The organism is Paenibacillus sp. FSL M7-1455, from assembly GCF_038004655.1.
In the GTDB taxonomy this organism is placed as follows: Bacteria; Bacillota; Bacilli; order Paenibacillales; family Paenibacillaceae; genus Paenibacillus_AQ; species Paenibacillus_AQ cookii.
The window spans coordinates 833,272-851,636 of the sequence record NZ_JBBORO010000001.1; the positions used below are offsets into that span (position 1 = coordinate 833,272).

At 55.5% G+C, this 18,365-nt stretch carries 15 protein-coding genes; 12 read left to right on the plus strand and 3 right to left on the minus strand.

All coding sequences use genetic code 11. The features are described from left to right. Positions 1-76: 76 nt before the first annotated feature. Complete coding sequence (locus NYE48_RS03755; protein WP_445323941.1) at positions 77-739, plus strand: CatB-related O-acetyltransferase; 663 nt, start codon at positions 77-79, stop codon at positions 737-739. 53 nt (positions 740-792) lie between these two features. After that, the gene (gene pulA / locus NYE48_RS03760; protein WP_340996946.1) at positions 793-2,757 is read left to right on the plus strand and encodes a type I pullulanase; all 1,965 of its coding nucleotides are present in this window, start codon (positions 793-795) and stop codon (positions 2,755-2,757) included. Between the two features lie 181 nt (positions 2,758-2,938). On the opposite strand, the gene NYE48_RS03765 is transcribed toward pulA, so the two are convergent. The 3 genes from NYE48_RS03765 to NYE48_RS03775 form a co-directional block, all read right to left on the minus strand. Beyond that, on the minus strand, positions 2,939-3,805 hold the full coding sequence (locus NYE48_RS03765; protein ID WP_036714598.1) for an SDR family oxidoreductase: 867 nt from the start codon (positions 3,803-3,805) through the stop codon (positions 2,939-2,941). Then, positions 3,802-4,890, minus strand: a complete 1,089-nt coding sequence (gene uxuA / locus NYE48_RS03770) for a mannonate dehydratase (RefSeq protein ID WP_340996948.1) — start codon at positions 4,888-4,890, stop codon at positions 3,802-3,804. The genes NYE48_RS03765 and uxuA overlap by 4 nt, the downstream gene beginning before the upstream one ends. Before the next feature lie 109 nt (positions 4,891-4,999). Next, complete coding sequence (locus NYE48_RS03775) at positions 5,000-5,677, minus strand: GntR family transcriptional regulator (protein WP_036714600.1); 678 nt, start codon at positions 5,675-5,677, stop codon at positions 5,000-5,002. Between the two features lie 233 nt (positions 5,678-5,910). On the opposite strand from NYE48_RS03775, the gene ric reads away from it, so the two are divergent. The 10 genes from ric (at position 5,911) to moaA (ending at position 18,359) form a co-directional block, all read left to right on the plus strand. Then, positions 5,911-6,609, plus strand: coding sequence for an iron-sulfur cluster repair di-iron protein (gene ric, locus NYE48_RS03780; RefSeq protein WP_340996950.1), 699 nt, complete (start codon positions 5,911-5,913; stop codon positions 6,607-6,609). Between the two features lie 230 nt (positions 6,610-6,839). Further along, a complete protein-coding gene (locus NYE48_RS03785) occupies positions 6,840-10,523 on the plus strand; it encodes a nitrate reductase subunit alpha (RefSeq protein WP_340996952.1) in 3,684 nt (1,227 codons plus the stop codon). Further along, the gene (gene narH, locus NYE48_RS03790) at positions 10,513-12,048 is read left to right on the plus strand and encodes a nitrate reductase subunit beta (protein WP_340996954.1); all 1,536 of its coding nucleotides are present in this window, start codon (positions 10,513-10,515) and stop codon (positions 12,046-12,048) included. Before NYE48_RS03785 ends, narH begins: the two co-directional genes overlap by 11 nt. Next, on the plus strand, positions 12,041-12,610 hold the full coding sequence (narJ, locus tag NYE48_RS03795) for a nitrate reductase molybdenum cofactor assembly chaperone (RefSeq protein WP_340996955.1): 570 nt from the start codon (positions 12,041-12,043) through the stop codon (positions 12,608-12,610). The genes narH and narJ overlap by 8 nt, the downstream gene beginning before the upstream one ends. Beyond that, positions 12,607-13,296, plus strand: coding sequence for a respiratory nitrate reductase subunit gamma (gene narI, locus NYE48_RS03800; RefSeq protein WP_340996956.1), 690 nt, complete (start codon positions 12,607-12,609; stop codon positions 13,294-13,296). Before narJ ends, narI begins: the two co-directional genes overlap by 4 nt. A gap of 75 nt (positions 13,297-13,371) precedes the next feature. Beyond that, complete coding sequence (locus NYE48_RS03805; protein ID WP_340996958.1) at positions 13,372-13,836, plus strand: GAF domain-containing protein; 465 nt, start codon at positions 13,372-13,374, stop codon at positions 13,834-13,836. Further along, positions 13,833-14,909, plus strand: coding sequence for a sensor histidine kinase (locus NYE48_RS03810; protein ID WP_340996960.1), 1,077 nt, complete (start codon positions 13,833-13,835; stop codon positions 14,907-14,909). The genes NYE48_RS03805 and NYE48_RS03810 overlap by 4 nt, the downstream gene beginning before the upstream one ends. Further along, the gene (locus tag NYE48_RS03815; RefSeq protein ID WP_340996961.1) at positions 14,906-15,553 is read left to right on the plus strand and encodes a response regulator transcription factor; all 648 of its coding nucleotides are present in this window, start codon (positions 14,906-14,908) and stop codon (positions 15,551-15,553) included. Before NYE48_RS03810 ends, NYE48_RS03815 begins: the two co-directional genes overlap by 4 nt. A gap of 206 nt (positions 15,554-15,759) precedes the next feature. Continuing rightward, a complete protein-coding gene (locus NYE48_RS03820; RefSeq protein ID WP_340996964.1) occupies positions 15,760-17,310 on the plus strand; it encodes a nitrate/nitrite transporter in 1,551 nt (516 codons plus the stop codon). Between the two features lie 32 nt (positions 17,311-17,342). Continuing rightward, entirely contained in the window at positions 17,343-18,359 is a 1,017-nt protein-coding gene (gene moaA, locus NYE48_RS03825; RefSeq protein ID WP_340996966.1) for a GTP 3',8-cyclase MoaA, read from the plus strand. Positions 18,360-18,365 lie beyond the last annotated feature (6 nt).

The window sequence follows — 18,365 nt, forward strand, 5'->3', positions numbered from 1 at the left end:
AAAGGTCGCTGTAAATGCCCTGCCCCAGCAGCATGGATTCTAAGAGCGCAATAATATCTTGAAGGGGGGGCGCCAGATGAACGTTCCGGATCCGGGAAGCGTTTTTCCAATGAAAAATGTCAGAAGCCTCTGTTTCCTGAAAAATGTTGTGGTCAATCCTAATATAGAAATCGGGGATTTCACATATTACGACGATTTCGAGAATCCGCTCAATTTTGAGAAAAACGTCCTTTATCACTTTGACTTTATCGGGGATAAGCTCATCATCGGGAAATTTTGCGCAATTGCATCCAACGTAAAATTTATCATGAACGGGGCGAATCATAATATCAATTCGTTTACGACGTTCCCTTTTGGGGCGTTTGGCGGGGATTGGGAAACGGGATTAACGAATTTAAGCGGAGGTTTCAAGGGCGATACAAATGTCGGAAACGATGTTTGGATCGGCTACAACGCTACGATTATGCCCGGGGTTCGTATCGGTAACGGCGCGATCATCGCCTCAAACGCCGTGGTGACCAAAGATGTTGCGCCTTATTCCATTGTCGGAGGCAACCCGGCCCGATTAATCCGTTACCGATTCGACGGAGAAACCATTGAGATGCTTCATGCCTTAAAGTGGTGGGACTGGGATATTGAAACAATAACGGAATCTGTTCCGGTATTGACCGGCCATGACAAGGCAGCCTTAAAAAAACTGCTGAATCATGTGAAGGAAGCCGATACAACCAAGGGATAAGGGTTGATATCATATACATAATGAAAATGACAAATTAATGGAGAGTGGCATGCGTGTCGGTACAAAAAGAGCATCATGGCGTGGTGGTCGATTACGGGAATCCGGCGGTAACGAAGGGCACTTCCGTGTTTGATCCGGAATTCGACTCTTTATTTGCGTATGAAGGCGACGACCTTGGCGTACGTTATACGCCGGAGGCAACCAAGTTCCGTCTATGGGCGCCAACGGCTTCCGAGGCGAAGGTATTGTTATATCCCGTGTGGAGATGCACGTTTGCCGAAGAGATGGACATGGCCCGCGATGAAGGCGGGACGTGGACCCTGACCCTTGAAGGCGATTACAAGGGAATCGGCTACAACTATAAGGTGAAAATCGGCGAGCAGTGGAATGAAGGCGTAGATCCTTATGCCACGGCCGTAGGAATCAACGGGGACCGCGGGGCGATCGTGGACATGGAAGCGACGAACCCGGAGCGCTGGACGGAGGATAGGCCTCCGCTTGCATCGCCGGTGGATGCGGTCATTTACGAACTTCACCTCCGGGATCTGTCCATTCATCCAAAGAGCGGGATTTCCCATCGCGGAAAATATCTCGGGTTAGCCGAGGAGGGGACGCGGGGGCCTAAACAGATCCCGACCGGACTTGATCATATCCGCAGCCTTGGGGTAACGCATGTCCAGCTGATGCCCATTTACGATTTTGCGACCGAAAGCGTCGACGAAGCAAAATCCGACGTTCCGCAGTACAACTGGGGATACGATCCGAAAAACTACAATGTGCCGGAAGGCTCCTATGCAACCGATCCTTATGATCCTGCCGTGCGGATCAAGGAATTGAAGCAGCTGGTGCAAACGCTGCATGACAAAGGCCTGCGCGTGATTATGGACGTCGTGTACAACCATGTGTACGATTGGTATTTAATGAACTTTACCAAGCTTGTGCCAGGCTACTACCTGCGCTACAGGGATGACGGAACGCTGTCGGACGGCTCCTTCTGCGGCAACGAATTGGCTTCCGAACGGAAAATGGCCCGCAAATTCATCGTGGATTCCGTGCTGCATTGGGTGAAGGAATACCATATCGACGGTTTCCGGTTCGACCTGATGGGGCTGATGGACATCGAAACGATGAATGAAATCCGCCGCCGCTTGGATGAAATCGATCCGGGCATCATCATGATCGGCGAAGGCTGGAATATGTCCGATACGACGCTGCCTGCCGAGAAGCGGGCCAACCAGGCGAATGCCGCCAAGCTTCCGGGAATCGGCCAATTCAACGACGGGCTGCGGGATGCGGTCAAAGGCAGCATTTTCAACCATGAAAACAAAGGCTTTATCAGCGGGGCGACCGGCTTTGAACAGGATATCCGAAAAGGCGTGGCGGGAGGAATCCGGTACAGCGACAGGCTGCGGCAGTATGCCGAAGAGCCGGTGCAAACGGTCAATTACGCCGAATGCCATGATAATCACACGATGTGGGATAAGCTGGTTCTTTCGACGCCAGGAATCGGGGATGACATGCGGAAAAGCATGCACCGCCTCGGGACGGCGATCGTGCTGACCAGCCAAGGCATCCCGCTGCTCCATGCCGGCCAGGAATTTATGCGTACCAAAAACGGCGTGGAAAACAGCTACAAATCGCCGGATGAAGTCAATTGGCTGGATTGGGAGCGCTGCGCTGCCCACCCCTGCGAAGTCGACTACGTGCGGCGAGTGATTCGGCTCCGGAAAGAGCATCCGGCCTTCCGTCTTCGTACGGCGGAGCAGATCAAGACGCATCTTGTGTTCGAAGAAGCGCCCGCGGGATGCGTGGCATATACGCTGCGCGATCATGCCGGCGGCGACCCGTCGAAGCATTTGTATGTGCTGTATCATGCCAGGGCCGAGGAAACGATCCTTCCGCTTCCAACGTTGGGAGAATGGAGCGCCGTCATGGGCGGGGAACATATTCGATCCTTGAACCCGGATCGGTTGACCGCCGGCGGCATCGGGCTGATCGTGCTGGAAGTCAAACAATAATCCAAAAAAAGGGGAAGTCCCATATCGCGAATGCGGCGGGCTTCCCCTTTTTACGCGCCGGGATAAAGGGTTCCAACGGCTAGCAGGCGAGAACGGATCGCCTCTTTGCGTGTTTCCCTTGATCCCGTTCTTTGCTTTTTTGATCTTTCAAGGTACGATGTTTTGGATCTCCAAGCTTGGTCTAAACGCCCGAGTAGGCCATGAAACCTCCGTCCACGGGAATGACGGTTCCCGTGACAAAGCCGGATACCGTATCGTCGACCAGCCAGAGCATGGTGCCCAGCAGATCCTCCGGGACGCCAAAACGGCGCATCGGCGTATGGGTGATGATTTTATGAGAACGTTCGGTAAGCGAGCCGTCGGGGTTCGTCAGCAGCGCGCGGTTTTGTTCCGTCAGGAAAAAACCCGGAGCCATCGCGTTGACGCGGATGCCCGTTTCCGCAAAATGCACCGCAAGCCACTGCGTAAAATTGTTGATGGCCGCTTTGGCCGCGCTGTAGGCAGGCACTTTCGTCATCGGGCTGACGGAGCTCATGGAGGAAATGTTCAGCACGGTCGCTCCCGGACGGCCCGCCATATGCTTGGCGAAAATTTGCGTCGGAAGGAAGGTGCCGATAAAGTTCAAATCCATGACGTTCCGGAAGCCCTGCACGCTGACGTCGAAAAAGGACGTGACATCCGGCAGCGCTTCGTCGCCGCTCCGATAAATTTCATTGGTCGTGTTGGCGCTTGGATGATTGCCGCCCGCCCCGTTGATGAGGATGTCGCAGCCGCCAAAACGCTCGCGGACCTCTTTTTCGGCCGCCTCCACGCTGTTTTTGTCGGTGACGTCACAGCCAATGGCGACGGCGGTGCCGCCTGCGGCGCGGATGTCTTCGGCGACGGCTTCGCCTTTGGACGCGGTCCGGTTCAAAATCGCCACCCGGGCTCCCTGACGGCCAAGCTCCAGCGCCATGGCCCGGCATAATACGCCCGACCCGCCGGTAATGACCGCCGTTTTGCCTTTCAAGGCAGGGTGGATGGGCATCGTATTCGCATTGGCGTTCATACGGTTCCTCCTTTTCCGTGGATGGGTTCGACCCGCTCCAAGGCATCCCACAATCCCCACAAATACATAATGCCAAGCGCCCGGTCATAAAGCCCGTAGCCGGGTCTGCATTCTTCGTCCCAGAGATGGCGGCCATGGTCGGGTCTGGCGTATCCGCTGAATCCATGGTCGTGGTACGCTTTGACGATCCCCGCGATGTCGACGGTTCCGTCCTGGGTGCGGTGCGAAGTTTCGATGAAGTCGCCGTTGTCGTAAACGCGGACATTGCGGATATGGGCGAACGGAATCCGCTCGTGGAACTCATGGATCATGCCGATGATGTCGTTTTCCGGATTGGCCCCGAACGAACCGCTGCACAGCGTGATGCCGTTGGAAGGGCTGTCCACGATACGGAGCAGCCGCCGCAGGCTTTCCTGGCCGGTAATGATGCGCGGCAGGCCAAAAATCGGCCATGGCGGGTCATCCGGATGGATGGCCATTCGAATGCCGCAGCGTTCGGCCGCGGGTACGACGGCTTTGAGGAAATAAGCAAGATGTTCCCATAAATCCTCGGCGGAAACGCCTTTATAGGCCTCAAACAGGCTCGTCAAATGAGCCAGCCGCTCCGGCTCCCAGCCCGGCATCGTCAAGGTGCTGTTCCGGTTGATCTCCTCGACAAGCTTAAACGGATCGATGCCGTCGATGCGGGATTTTTCGAAAAAAAGCGCGGTCGATCCGTCGTCCATCTTTTTGTGCAGTTCGGTCCGGGCCCAATCGAAAACGGGCATAAAATTGTAGCAGATCACTTTGACGCCGACCTGCGCAAGCTTTTCGATCGTTGCAATGTAGTTTTGGATATACAGGTCGCGGGTCGGCCGGCCGAGCTTGATGTCCTCGTGAACGTTGACGCTTTCGACCACGTCGAGATGGAGGCCGTGTTTTACCGCCTGATCGCGGACCTCAAAGATTTTTTCCATCGGCCATTCTTCTCCGGCCGGCACGTCGTGCAGCGCCCAAACGATGCCTTCCACGCCGGGGATTTGCTTGATGTGGCTCAGCGAAACGGTGTCGTTTCCTTCGCCGAACCACCGGAATACCATACGCATATCTACACCGCCTTTTTACGTAATGAATCGGGACGTTCCGCAGCTTGGGGAAGCGGCCTTTGTCCGGTCATCGGGCAAAATTTCGCAGTTGGTAGGGCTTACAACTTTTTTACTTGAAATACTCAGGGTAACGTTCTTTGAGCACGGGAAGGTTCGCGATGCTGAGCCGCATATGCTCCATCATGATCCGCTCGGCTTGGTCGGCTTGCTGCTGCTTGATCGCGAGGAACATTTGGCGGTGCTGCTCATAAAGAAGCTCCCAATGCGGATCGGTCCATAGCCACAGGATGCGGGTGCGGTTGAAATGGGCATTCATCTGCTGAATGACGTTCCATGTTCCGCTTTTGCGGCAGCCGTCAAACAAGATCCGGTGGAATTCTTCGTCCAGCTCGAACATGTTTTTGCTGTCCTGGCGCTGGATCGCTTCCCGCTGCTGTTCAAGATTGTGTTCCAGGGCGGCAAGCCGCTCTTCCGGAAAAGCCCCGCAAGCCAGGCGCACGACCGCTTTTTCCAGCTGCTCGCGCATAAACCGGGCTTCCTCGACCTGCTCGGAATCGATCAGCGATACCCGGGTGCCGCGTTGGGGCAGCACAAGCACCAATCCTTCCTGCGCCAGCCGCACGAAACTTTCGCGCACCGGCGTCCGGCTCACCTCAAAGGCCAGGGAGGTTTCCTTTTCGGACAAAGAGGTTCCGGGCGGCAGCTCTAAGCTGACGATTTGCTGTTTCAGCCGCTGATATACCATGCTGCCTGCCGAGCCCGACGGTTGAAGCATACGATCATCCATAAGGTTCACCTCCTAGGTTCCATACTACCATACAAGTATGGGAGTTGTAATCCCGAAATTTGGGCGAGGTTGGGACGAGGGAAAATAGGATGAGGAAATTCACGGATTGTTGGAATTTGGTATGAGCGTAATCACATCGGGCTTAAGGCCCTTTTTCTATACTGGGCTTGTAAACAACAGGGGGCGCGATCATCCCGTCAACTGATGAGTCCAATGCATTGGAGGTCTTATCGATGAGTCCATTGACGCTTCAAACGAAAGTGTCCGATATTGTAACGGCCATTCCCCAAGCAGCCGATATCTTCCGGTCTTTACGCATCGATTTTTGCTGCGGAGGCAAGATCCCTTTGGAGGAGGCGGCGAAGAAACGGGGGCATGATCCGGAGGCTGTTCTTGACCGAATTACGGAGCTTGAAACGAAGCTGGCGGAATGCCGAGACACCCGCCCGGGTGAGCTTGCCGAGCCTGAACTGGTTCAATACATCCAAACGAAGCATCACGCTTTTCTTCGCGAGGAGCTGCCTGCATTGACGCCATACGTGACGAAGCTGGCCCGGGTACATGGCGAACGCCATCCCGAGCTGCTGCGGGTGCAGGAATTATTCGCCGCATTGAAGAAGGAGCTGCTGGAGCATACCGAAGACGAGGATCGGAACGTTTTCCCGCTCGTGCTGAAATTTGTGGAGAACCCGGACCCTGAGGCGTCCGAGCAGCTGAAACCGCACATGACTGAGCTTGAACGGGAGCATGAACAGGCCGGAAGCCTGCTGAAGGAACTTAGGGAAATTACCGGCGATTTTTTGCCCCCGGCCGACGCCTGCGGTACATACAAGCTGGTTTACCGGCGGCTGGCGGCGCTCGAAAAGGATACTTTCGAACATATCCACCTCGAAAACAACGTGCTGTTCGAACGGATGCGCGCAGCGGTATAACGGTCATGGCCCCCTCTTCACCAGGTGAAGAGGGGGCTTTTTATGAACAGGCGGCTGGGGAATGCCATGCAAAATGCTGCGGATAGGCGACACCGAGGGAATTTTGGCGGGGAAATAGGAGTTTCCCTAATAGGAACCCCGGAGGGCGGCCTCCATAATAAAAGTATCCGAATGGACGACATATTGATTCCCCGATCATTGTCATTCATGCATAAGGAGTGGAGCGTCCGATGAAACGCAAACAGGGACTCAAATTTTTCAAACGATTGGAAAGTTACTCGGGCGATTGGTCCGTTCTTGAAGAAAAAAGCCGGGACTGGGAGGATATGTACCGCGGCCGCTGGTCGCACGACAAGGTCGTGCGGACGACGCACGGCGTGAACTGCACGGGTTCGTGCAGCTGGAAGGTGTTCGTCAAAAACGGCATCATCACCTGGGAGAACCAGCAGATCGACTATCCTTCCTGCGGCCCGGACATGCCGGAATTCGAGCCGCGCGGATGCCCGCGGGGCGCCTCGTTTTCATGGTACGAATACAGCCCGCTGCGGGTGAAATACCCATATATTCGCGGCAAGCTGTGGCGCTTGTGGAATGAGGCTTTGCAGGAGCATGGCGACGATCCGGTCGCCGCCTGGGCCAGCATCGCGGAAGACCCGCAAAAGTCCAAAAGCTATAAACAAGCGCGCGGAAAAGGCGGCCATGTGCGCGTATCCTGGCAGGATGCCACAAAGCTGATTTCCGCGCAGTTAATCTATACGATCCGCAAATACGGCCCCGACCGGATTGCCGGTTTTACGCCGATCCCGGCGATGTCGATGATCTCTTACGCTTCAGGGGCGAGATTCATATCCTTGCTTGGCGGCGAGATGCTCAGCTTCTATGACTGGTATGCGGACCTGCCCCCGGCTTCCCCGCAAATTTGGGGCGAGCAAACCGACGTGCCGGAATCGAGCGACTGGTACAACGCCGGTTACTTGATCATGTGGGGCTCGAACGTGCCGTTAACGCGGACGCCGGATGCCCATTTTATGACCGAAGTACGCTACAAAGGCACCAAGGTCGTATCGGTGGCGCCGGACTATGCGGAAAACGTGAAGTTCGCCGACCATTGGCTGGCCCCGAATCCGGGGACGGATGCAGCCGTCGCGCAGGCCATGACCCATGTCATTTTAAAAGAGTTTTACGAAGAGCGGCAGGAGCCGATGTTCCTGAACTACGCAAAACAGTATACAGATATGCCGTTTCTTCTCCTGCTCGAGGAATACGAAGGTGGTTATAAGGCGGGCCGGTTCCTCCGGGCAAGCGATTTGGGCGATGAGTCCCAGCACGCCGAATGGAAACCGGTCATCATCGACGAAACGTCCGGAGAGATCATCGTTCCGAACGGTACGATGGGCCAGCGCTGGGAACAGGACCAAAAGTGGAACCTGAAGCTTGAACGCGAGGACGGTTCCGTCGTTTCTCCGGCCATGTCCGTTGCAGCACAGGGAGCAGAGCTGCAGACGATCTATTTTCCATATTTCGATAACAACGCCAACGGCACGTTCGAGCGGCATATTCCGGCGAAAAAAATCCGGCTTGCCGATGGCAGCGAACGTTTGGCCGTAACAGTGTACGATCTCATGCTGAGCCAATACGGGATCGGCCGGGCGGGAAGCGGCACGGAAGGAGCAGGCGCAGGCTACGACGATGCCAATTCGTTCTACACGCCTGCCTGGCAGGAAAAGATCACCGGGGTCAAAGCCTCGGTCCTGATCCAGATTGCCCGCGAGTTCGCGCAAAACGCGCTCGATACGGGCGGACGCTCCATGATCATCATGGGGGCGGGCATCAATCACTGGTTCAACAGCGACACGATCTACCGCGCGATTTTGAACCTCGTCATTTTGACGGCTTCGCAGGGCGTAAACGGCGGAGGCTGGGCCCATTACGTGGGCCAGGAGAAATGCCGGCCGATCGAGGGATGGTCCACGGTCGCTTTCGCCAAGGATTGGCAGGGGCCGCCGCGCCAGCAAAACGCGACCTCGTTTTTCTACTTCGCCACCGATCAATGGAAATATGAGGAGATGGGCGCAGACTCCCTGAAATCGCCGACGGGCGGGGAGATCCGTTACCGGCATCCGGCGGATTATAACGTTTTGGCGGCAAGGCTGGGTTGGCTGCCGTCCTACCCGCAGTTCAACAAAAGCAGCCTGGCTTTTGCGGAAGAAGCGGCGAAACAAGGGAAAACCGCAAACGAAGAGATCGTAAAACATGCGCTTCAGGAGATCGTTTCAGGCAACACCAGATTTGCGGCGGAAGACCCCGACGCGCCCGAAAATTTCCCGCGTTCCCTGTTCGTGTGGCGTTCGAACCTGATTTCAAGCTCCGCCAAAGGCCAGGAGTATTTCATGAAACATCTGCTGGGAACGTCCGACGGCCTGCTTTCGGAGCCGAATGAAGACGAAAAGCCGGAAGAAATGGTCTGGCGCGAAAATACGGAGGGCAAGCTGGACCTGCTTGTGGCCCTCGATTTCCGGATGACGGCGACGCCGATGTATGCGGACGTGGTTCTGCCCGCGGCGACCTGGTACGAAAAAACCGACCTGTCGTCGACCGACATGCACCCTTTCGTCCATCCGTTTAATCCGGCGGTGGATCCGCTGTGGGAATCGCGCTCGGACTGGGACATTTACAGAACGATCGCGCAGACGTTTTCGAACATGGCGAAGACGTATCTGCCCGGCGTATACAAGGACTTGGTGAGCACTCCGCTCGCGCATGATTCCGTGAACGAAATCGCTCAGCCTTACGGGGAAGTGAAGGATTGGCGCAAAGGGGAAATCGAAGCCGTACCGGGCAAAACGATGCCGAACCTGACCGTCGTCGAACGCGATTACACGCAAATTTACGATAAATTCATTACGCTCGGACCGAATTTGGCAACGGGCAAAGTCGGGGCGCACGGCGTCAGCTTTTCGGTGGCCGAGGAATACGAAGAGCTGAAGCCCATGAACGGGACGTATGAAGACGATTCGATCAAAAGCGGGCTTCCGAAGCTCTATACCGCCAGAAACGCGGCGGATGTCATATTAAACATTTCCTCAGCTACGAACGGCCGGGTGTCGCAGCGCGCCTGGGAATCCGCCGAAAAGGACACGGGCGTGCCGTTGAAGGACATTTCGGCGGATCGCGCCGCGGAGCGGATTACCTTCCAGAGCATTACCGCCCAGCCGAGGGAAGTCATCCCGACGCCGGTGTTCAGCGGATCGAACAAAATGGGCAGAAGATACTCGCCGTTTACGACGAATATCGAGCGCCTCGTGCCGTTCCGGACGCTGACGGGCAGACAGCATTTTTATATCGACCATGAAATTTTCCGGCAGTTCGGCGAAGCGCTGCCGGTCTACAAACCGACGCTGCCGCCGATGGTGTTCGGACCTCGCGACAAACAGGTTGCCGGCGGCAAAGACACGCTTGTGCTCCGCTATCTGACGCCGCATGGCAAATGGAACATCCACAGCACGTACCAGGATAACCTGCACATGCTGACGCTGTTCCGGGGCGGACCGACGGTGTGGCTGAACGACGAAGATGCGGGGGGGAACGGGATTCGTGATAACGACTGGCTGGAGGTATACAACCGCAACGGGGTCGTGACGGCCCGGGCCGTGGTCAGCCACCGGATGCCCAAGGGAACGATGTACATGTACCATGCCCAGGATAAACATATCAACGTCCCCGGCTCCGAGATCACGAAGGAACGTGGCGGCAGCCACAACGCGCCGACCCGGATTCACGTCAAGCCGACGCAGATGGTCGGCGGATATGCCCAGCTCAGCTATGGATTCAACTACTACGGACCGATCGGCAACCAGCGGGATGTGTACGTGGCTGTCCGCAAAATGAAAGAGGTGGATTGGCTTGAAGATTAAAGCGCAAGTCGCCATGGTAATGAATCTGGACAAATGCATCGGCTGTCACACATGCAGCGTTACCTGCAAAAGTACCTGGACGAACCGGCCCGGAGCCGAATATATGTGGTTCAACAACGTCGAAACGAAACCCGGCGTCGGGTATCCGGTCCAGTGGGAGGATCAGGAGAAATACAAGGGGGGCTGGACGCTCCATAAAGGGAAGTTGCAGCTGAAATCCGGCAGCAAGCTGTCCAAAATCGCGCTCGGCAAAATTTTCTACAATCCCGATATGCCGGAAATGAAGGATTACTATGAGCCATGGACCTATAACTATGAGCATCTAACCAATGCCGGAGAGAAGAAACATCAGCCGGTGGCCCGTCCGAAATCGGCCGTCACCGGAGAAACGATGGACCTGGAATGGGGCCCGAACTGGGAAGACGACCTAGCGGGTGCCCATGTAACGGGGCCGAAGGACCCGAATATCGAAAAGATCGAGGAAGAGATCAAGTTCAACTTCGAGCAGACGTTCATGATGTATTTGCCCCGCCTGTGCGAGCACTGCCTGAATCCTAGCTGCGTCGCATCCTGCCCTTCGGGAGCGATGTACAAGCGGGACGAGGACGGAATCGTGCTGGTGGACCAGGAAGCTTGCCGCGGCTGGCGCTACTGCATGACCGGCTGCCCATACAAAAAGGTGTACTTTAACTGGAAAACGAACAAGGCAGAGAAATGCACCTTCTGTTTTCCAAGAATCGAAGCAGGGCTGCCGACGGTATGCTCGGAGACCTGCACCGGCCGCATCCGGTATTTGGGTGTGATGCTGTATGACGCCGACCGGGTGCAGGAAGCGGCCTCCACGCCGGACGAAAAGGATCTGTACCAGGCACAATGCGATCTGTTCCTCAATCCGCATGATCCTGCCGTCATCGGGCAGGCGCGAAAGGACGGCATCACGGAAGAATGGATCGAAGCTGCGCAGAACTCGCCTGTTTACAAGTTGGCCATTGAATACAAGTTGGCTTTCCCGCTTCATCCGGAATACCGGACGCTGCCGATGGTATGGTATGTGCCGCCGCTGAGTCCGATCATGAACTATTTTGAAGGCAGGGATTCGATCGCGAACCCGGACATGATTTTCCCGGCGATCGAAGAGATGCGCACGCCGATCCAGTACCTCGCCAATCTGCTGACGGCGGGCGACGCCGCGACGGTGAAGGAAGCCTTGCAAAAATTGGCGATGATGCGTTCCTACATGCGCGCGCAGTCGTCCGGGGCCGGGTTTGACGAAGCGCGTCTGGCACGGGTGGGCCTGACAGCCGCCCAAATCAAACAGATGTACCGTCTGCTGGCGATCGCCAAATACGAAGACCGGTTTGTCATCCCGACGTCGCATAAAGAAAGCCATATGGACGTCTACCGCTCCCAAGGACTCGAAGGCTTCGGCGCGGCATGCGGCGGATGCGGCCCGGCAAGCCCGCAGGGCAAAACCGGCAAAGAGCTGTACGAGGAGAACTTCTACGGGGGGATCTGGCGTGATTAACATCGAAAAGCTGCATGGGCATAAAGCTGCGTTCGGATTTTTCGCCCGGATGCTGACGTACCCGGAGAAGCTTGATTTTCATCCGCTCGTATTGGAGGAGTCGATCGGTTACTCCCATCCGGCATATGCTTCGGTTCTTACCTTCTGGAATTTGATGCACGAATACAGCATGGAAAGCATCGAGGAGATGTACGTTCAAACGTTCGATTTTCAAAAGGAAACGACGCTTTACATGACCTACGCGAAATTCGGCGACGGGAAGGAGCGCGGAAAGATGCTGGTCGGGCTGAAAGAGACCTATCAGCGGTTCGGCCTGGATATCAACAGCTCCGAGCTGTCGGATTACCTGCCGCTGATGTGCGAGTTTTTGATTGCGGCCGACTGGAGGGGACGGGAAAAGGAAGCTGCGGAAAGCCTGGATCTGGTGGTCGCCGTGATGGAGGACGGTACGTATCATCTTCTTAAGGCCTTGAAAAAGCTCGAAAGCCCTTATTCCCATCTCATTCAAGGGCTGCGCGACACGTTTAAAGCATGCATCGTTCAGGAGGCTGCCGGATCATGAAGATGATGGATCAGTTTCTGTGGGTTATTTTTCCGTATATGTGCGTGGTGGTCTTTATCGTCGGCCATGTTTACCGTTACCGTACGGACCAATTCAACTGGACGGCCAAATCGAGCGAATTTATCGAGAAAAAACATTTGAAGCTTGGAAGCCTGATGTTCCATCTGGGCATCATTCCCGTCATTGGCGGGCATATCGTCGGTCTCGGCATTCCCCGGTCATGGATGGAGGCCGCGGGGATCGACGACCATCTGTACCACATCGGTGCGGTGTACGTCGGCGGGGTGTTCGGTCTGGTGACATTGGCGGGAATGCTGCTGCTGACGGCCCGGCGGTTTACGTTCAAAAACGTGCGCCGGCTCAGCTCGGCCTCGGATTTGATCGTCAATGCGCTGCTTTTATTCATCGTGTTTATGGGCATGTACAGCACGCTGGTTACCAATTGGGCGCAGCCGGATTTCAACTACCGGGAGAGCATATCGGTTTGGTTCCGGGATCTGCTCATCTTGCGCCCCGACGCTTCGTTGATGCGAGACGTTCCGCTTAGTTTTCAAATACACGTATTAGCGGGCTTTTGCATCTTCGCCTTATGGCCGTTTACCCGGCTTGTCCATGTGTGGAGCGTTCCTTTGAATTATTTGGGCAGAAGATATATCCTGTATAGAAGGCACCGCAAATCTGCATAAAGGGACCGCCATGATAAAAAGTAGACGAGAGAAGGCGCTGACGGCCTTCTTTTCTACATCGGGGGAGTTATGACGATGAACAATCAGCCGGGCTTTCATTATCAGGAGGAAATCGACAAGCTTCGGGAACGGTTCCGATTCGATTTCGTGTCCTTGGCATGGGTACAGCCGGCTGAGGACCGGTTCGTGTTAACCTGGCAGTATGCCTCGGGAAATTTGAACGAACGTTACAAACGGATCGTGCTTCATTCCGGCAAGGGGATTGCGGGCATCGTATTCAAAACCGGCAAGCCGATGCTTATTCAAAATGTCGCGGCAGACCTGAACTCAAGGGACCTGTTCAATTATCCGATCATCGTCGCCGAGCAGCTGAAAAGCCTGGGGGCCGTTCCGCTTTGGGAGGGAAAACGCGTCGTCGGCGTGCTGCTTGCGGGGTATCGGACGGAGGATCGGCTGGATGAATCCTCGTTCGTGCTTTTTCAGCAAGGTCTTGAAACGGAATTCGGAGCGTTCCGCGTAAAGGAGGGGGCGCACCCTTGATTCAAATGACGGAGGAGCATTTGCACGATCTGCTCAAAAAGATGTACCTGAACAGCATGGAGGCTATCTTTTTTATCAACGAGGACGGCAACGTGATCGCCATGAACCCGGCCGCGGAGAACATTTTGGACGTCGACGTGATCCGGCGGATGCGCTCGGGCGTGGATGAATCCTTTTGCCAAACCTGCAAGGGGTATACGGATGAAAAGGATCTGATCTCCTGCTCCAAATGTTATCTGGATTACCCTCAAGGGGAATTTTCCTCGTTCCAGGTGTACTTGAAAACGCGCGGCGAAGGGATCGTCCCGTATGCGGCCAGCTATCATACGATCGACGAGTCCCGCGGAATCCGGGTGCTGATGCTGCTCGATCTGACGAAACAGCAGAAGACGCAGGAAATGCTGCAGCGGATGAACATGCTGAAATATGTCATTAAGGCCCAGGAAGACGAACGGAAAAGGATCTCGCGCGAGCTGCACGACAGCGTGGCCCAGGAGCTGCTGAGCCTGCTTGTCGACCTGCGCGTGTTCAAATACATGAACGTGGGGGAGGATGTGCTTGGCAAATTGAAGCAAACCGAGGCGTCGCTTACCCGATTGCTCGACGATATCCGGCATTTGTCGGTGGAGCTCCGTCCGGCTTCCTTGGATGATCTGGGACTGGAGGCCGCTTTCCGTTCGCATTTCAAATGGATCGAAAAAAATTACGGCATCCTCGTCCATTTCTCCGCCGAGCTGGCCGCCGCCCGGTATGGCAGCGAAATTGAAACGGTCGTTTATCGCGTATGCCAGGAGGCGGTGTTAAACGCCCTGAAATATTCGGGCAGGGACGAGGTTCATGTGCGGTTATGCGAGGAACAAGGCCGGCTTCTGCTGACGGTTCGCGACGAAGGCGTCGGATTCGACCTGAATGCCGGCGAAGCCAAAGGAACCGGCCTCGGGCTGTACGGCATGCGCGAACGCGCCGAACTGGTCGGGGGGCAGTTCATGCTGCTGTCGGCTCCCGGCGGCGGGACGACCGTTCAGCTCCGCATTCCGATATCTTCATTTGAAGGGGAGGGAAGCGAATCATGAAAATCGTGATCGCGGATGATCACGCGGTCGTCCGCAGCGGCTTTTCCATGATCCTGAATTACCAGCCGGACATGGAAGTCGTGGCGACGGCCGCCGACGGCCTGGAGGCATACGCGATGGTGGCGAAACATCGTCCGGACGTGCTTCTGATGGACTTAAGCATGCCTCCCGGCGAGAGCGGACTGATCGCAACAGGCAAGATCAGCGCCGATTTTCCGGAGACGAAAATTTTGATATTAACGATGTACGACGATGACGATTACCTGTTCCACGTCCTTAAAAACGGCGCTTCGGGTTACGTTCTCAAAAACGCGCCCGATGAGGAGCTCGTCTCGGCCATTCGCATGGTGCATAAAGGGGGAACCTACATCCATCCCCAGATGGCGACCTCGCTGGTGCGGGAGTTCATCAAAAAAGACAGCGAAAGTGCCGACAACGATCCGTTTAACAGCCTGTCCAAACGGGAGATCGAAATTTTGCCGCTGATCGCCAAAGGATACGGCAACAAGGAAATCGCGGAGAAATTGTACGTATCGGTGAAGACGGTGGAAGCCCACAAGGCCAAAATCATGGAGAAGCTGAATCTGAAAAGCCGCCCGGAGCTGGTGGAATATGCGCTGAAGAAAAAGCTTCTCGATTTTTAACTTCTTGTTGGTTTTTCGCGAACTCGTAAAATGTGCAGGCCATACTTCAATTGAATCCATTCCGTTTCACCATCATCGATATATAGGGAAGTTCCCCGGCAAGGTTCAGGGAACTTCCCTATTACCTTTGTGAATACATGCACTTACAATAAGACATGGGGATCAATACAGTCAGCCATTCAATACGTTTGAAAAAGGTGATGGACGTGATCAAAAAAATGCAGCTGCCGCTGCAAACATTGAATCTGGTGCTGGGGTTTATGGTATGGGTCATCATCTCCGCGCTTCTGCCGTTCATCCGCGAGGATATATCCATTCCGGCGGACCGGCTTGCGATCCTGACGGCAATCCCGGTCGTTCTGGGTTCGATCCTGCGGATTCCGTTAGGGTATTACGCCAATGTGGTCGGGGCCAGGATCGTATTTATCGCAAGCTTTATCCTGCTGCTTTTCCCCGTCTATTTGATTAGCGCGGCTTCGTCTTTTACCCATCTGGTCATCGGGGGGCTTTTCCTCGGAATCGGAGGGGCCGTGTTTTCGGTCGGCGTTACCTCGCTGCCCAAATATTACGCCAAAGAAAAGCTGGGGCTGGTCAACGGCATTTACGGGATGGGGAACATCGGCACGGCCGTCACCACGTTTGCCGCTCCCGTTATCGCCACGCAGATCGGGTGGAGCAGCACGGTCCGGCTGTATTTGATTTTGCTGCTGTTGTTCGCCGTCCTGAACGTTTTTTTGGGCGACCGTAAAGAAGTAAAAATAAAAACGCCGATCGTGGAGCAAATCCAAGGGGTCTACAAAAATGAAAAGCTGTGGTTTTTCTCCCTGTTTTATTTCATCACGTTCGGGTCGTTCGTAGCGTTTACGGTCTATCTGCCGAACTTTTTGGTGTCGCATTTCGAGCTCTCCAAAGTGGACGCAGGGATGCGTACGGCGGGTTTTATCGTCGTCGCCACCTGTTTGCGTCCCGTCGGCGGCTGGCTTGCGGATAAATTCAAACCGCTGTTTTTGCTCATGGCCGTTTTTGTCGGGCTGACGATCGCGGCGATTCTGCTTGCCTTCTCGCCCTCCATCGGTTTGTATACGGCCGGCTGCTTAACCATCGCCGTTGGGGCGGGTCTAGGGAACGGCATTATTTTCAAGCTGGTTCCGCTTTATTTCAACAAACAGGCCGGCATCGTCAACGGGATCGTGTCCATGATGGGCGGCTTGGGCGGATTTTTCCCGCCGCTGATGCTTTCCTTCATCCATTCGGTGACGGGTCAATACTCCATCGGCTTCATGGCGCTTTCCCAGGTTGCTTTAGCCAGTCTGGTCATCGTGGTCTGGATGTATTACCAGGATAAACTGGCGGTATCCTCCGAGGTGTTTAACTCGACGGGCCAAGGCATCCTTGTGACGGACACGAAAGGGAAAATCCATGCCGTCAATCCGGCCTTCACGGAGCTTACGGGGTATACGGAGGAAGAGATCATCGGCAAAAATCCCAAGGTGCTCAAATCCGGCCGCCAATCCCGCGAATTTTACGACCGCATGTGGGCCGAAATCATGGAGCGGGGAAGCTGGCAGGGACAGATTTGGAACCGCCGGAAAAACGGCGAGGAGTATTTAGAGCTGTTAACCATTAACGCCGTAAAGGATGATGCGGGGGACGTGGTTCATTATGTAGGCACGTTTAGCGACATTACGCGCCAGCTTCCTCACGGCAATGTCCGGCGGGATGATCCCGCGCTGACGGGGTTGCCGCTGCAGGGGTAATGACGGATATGATTCGAGGGGGGCGGCTGCCCATGGCGGCAAATATCATTCAAGACCGGCTTTCCAGGCCGATGCGGGACTTGCGGATTTCCGTGACGGATCGCTGCAATTTTCGCTGCGCGTACTGCATGCCGAAGGACATTTTCGGGGACGATTATGCGTTCTTGCCAAAAGAAAGCCTGCTGTCATGGGACGAAATCGCGCGCCTCGCGGGCCTTTATGCCAAGCTTGGCGTGCGTAAAATCCGGTTGACCGGCGGCGAACCGCTCATGCGGCGCGGCCTCCCCGATCTGATCCGAATGCTGAAGGGCATTCCGGGCATCGAGGATATCGGCTGCACGACGAACGGACTCCTGCTTGGAAAGCAGGCGCAAAGTTTGTACGATGCGGGGCTTCGGCGCCTGAACGTCAGCCTGGATGCACTGGACCCCGAGTTGTTCGGCGCCATGAACGGCCGCGGCATCCAGCCGGCCATCATCCTTCGCCATATCGAACAGGCCAGGGAGATCGGTTTTCAGGTCAAAGTCAATATGGTCGTGCAAAAGGGAGTGAACGACCGCGAGATCGTGCCGATGGCCCGATATTGCAAATCCGAGGGGATTACGCTGCGTTTCATCGAATTTATGGACGTCGGCAACGAAAACGGATGGAACCTCGGGCGCGTCGTGACGAAGCGGGAAATATTCGAACGGTTGGGCGGGGACGCAACGTTGCAGCCGGTATGTCCCGACCATCCCGGGGAAGTGGCCCAGAGGTACCGTTATACAGACGGCCGGGCCGAGGTCGGCTTCATCTCCTCCGTCTCGGAAGCTTTTTGCTCCGCTTGTTCGCGGGTGAGGTTGTCTTCCGACGGGAACATGTACGCATGCCTTTTTGCTTCGGCCGGCTTCGACCTCCGCGCTCTGCTTCGCGCAGGCGCTTCGGACGACGAGCTGCTTGAGGCTATCATAAGCGTATGGGAGAAGCGGGAGGACAGGTATTCCGAAGAACGAACGGAGCATATGGCCTCTCATCGGAAGAAAATCGGGATGTCTTATATCGGGGGCTGAATGAGG

Coding starts and splice junctions, on each gene's coding strand:
- NYE48_RS03755 (WP_445323941.1), top strand. CDS start 77: ATGAACGTTCCGGATCCGGGAAGCGTTTTTCCAATGAAAAATGTCAGA.
- NYE48_RS03765 (WP_036714598.1), bottom strand. CDS start 3,805: ATGAACGCCAATGCGAATACGATGCCCATCCACCCTGCCTTGAAAGGC.
- uxuA (WP_340996948.1), bottom strand. CDS start 4,890: ATGCGTATGGTATTCCGGTGGTTCGGCGAAGGAAACGACACCGTTTCG.
- NYE48_RS03775 (WP_036714600.1), bottom strand. CDS start 5,677: ATGGATGATCGTATGCTTCAACCGTCGGGCTCGGCAGGCAGCATGGTA.
- ric (WP_340996950.1), top strand. CDS start 5,911: ATGAGTCCATTGACGCTTCAAACGAAAGTGTCCGATATTGTAACGGCC.
- NYE48_RS03785 (WP_340996952.1), top strand. CDS start 6,840: ATGAAACGCAAACAGGGACTCAAATTTTTCAAACGATTGGAAAGTTAC.
- narI (WP_340996956.1), top strand. CDS start 12,607: ATGAAGATGATGGATCAGTTTCTGTGGGTTATTTTTCCGTATATGTGC.
- NYE48_RS03805 (WP_340996958.1), top strand. CDS start 13,372: ATGAACAATCAGCCGGGCTTTCATTATCAGGAGGAAATCGACAAGCTT.
- NYE48_RS03815 (WP_340996961.1), top strand. CDS start 14,906: ATGAAAATCGTGATCGCGGATGATCACGCGGTCGTCCGCAGCGGCTTT.
- moaA (WP_340996966.1), top strand. CDS start 17,343: ATGGCGGCAAATATCATTCAAGACCGGCTTTCCAGGCCGATGCGGGAC.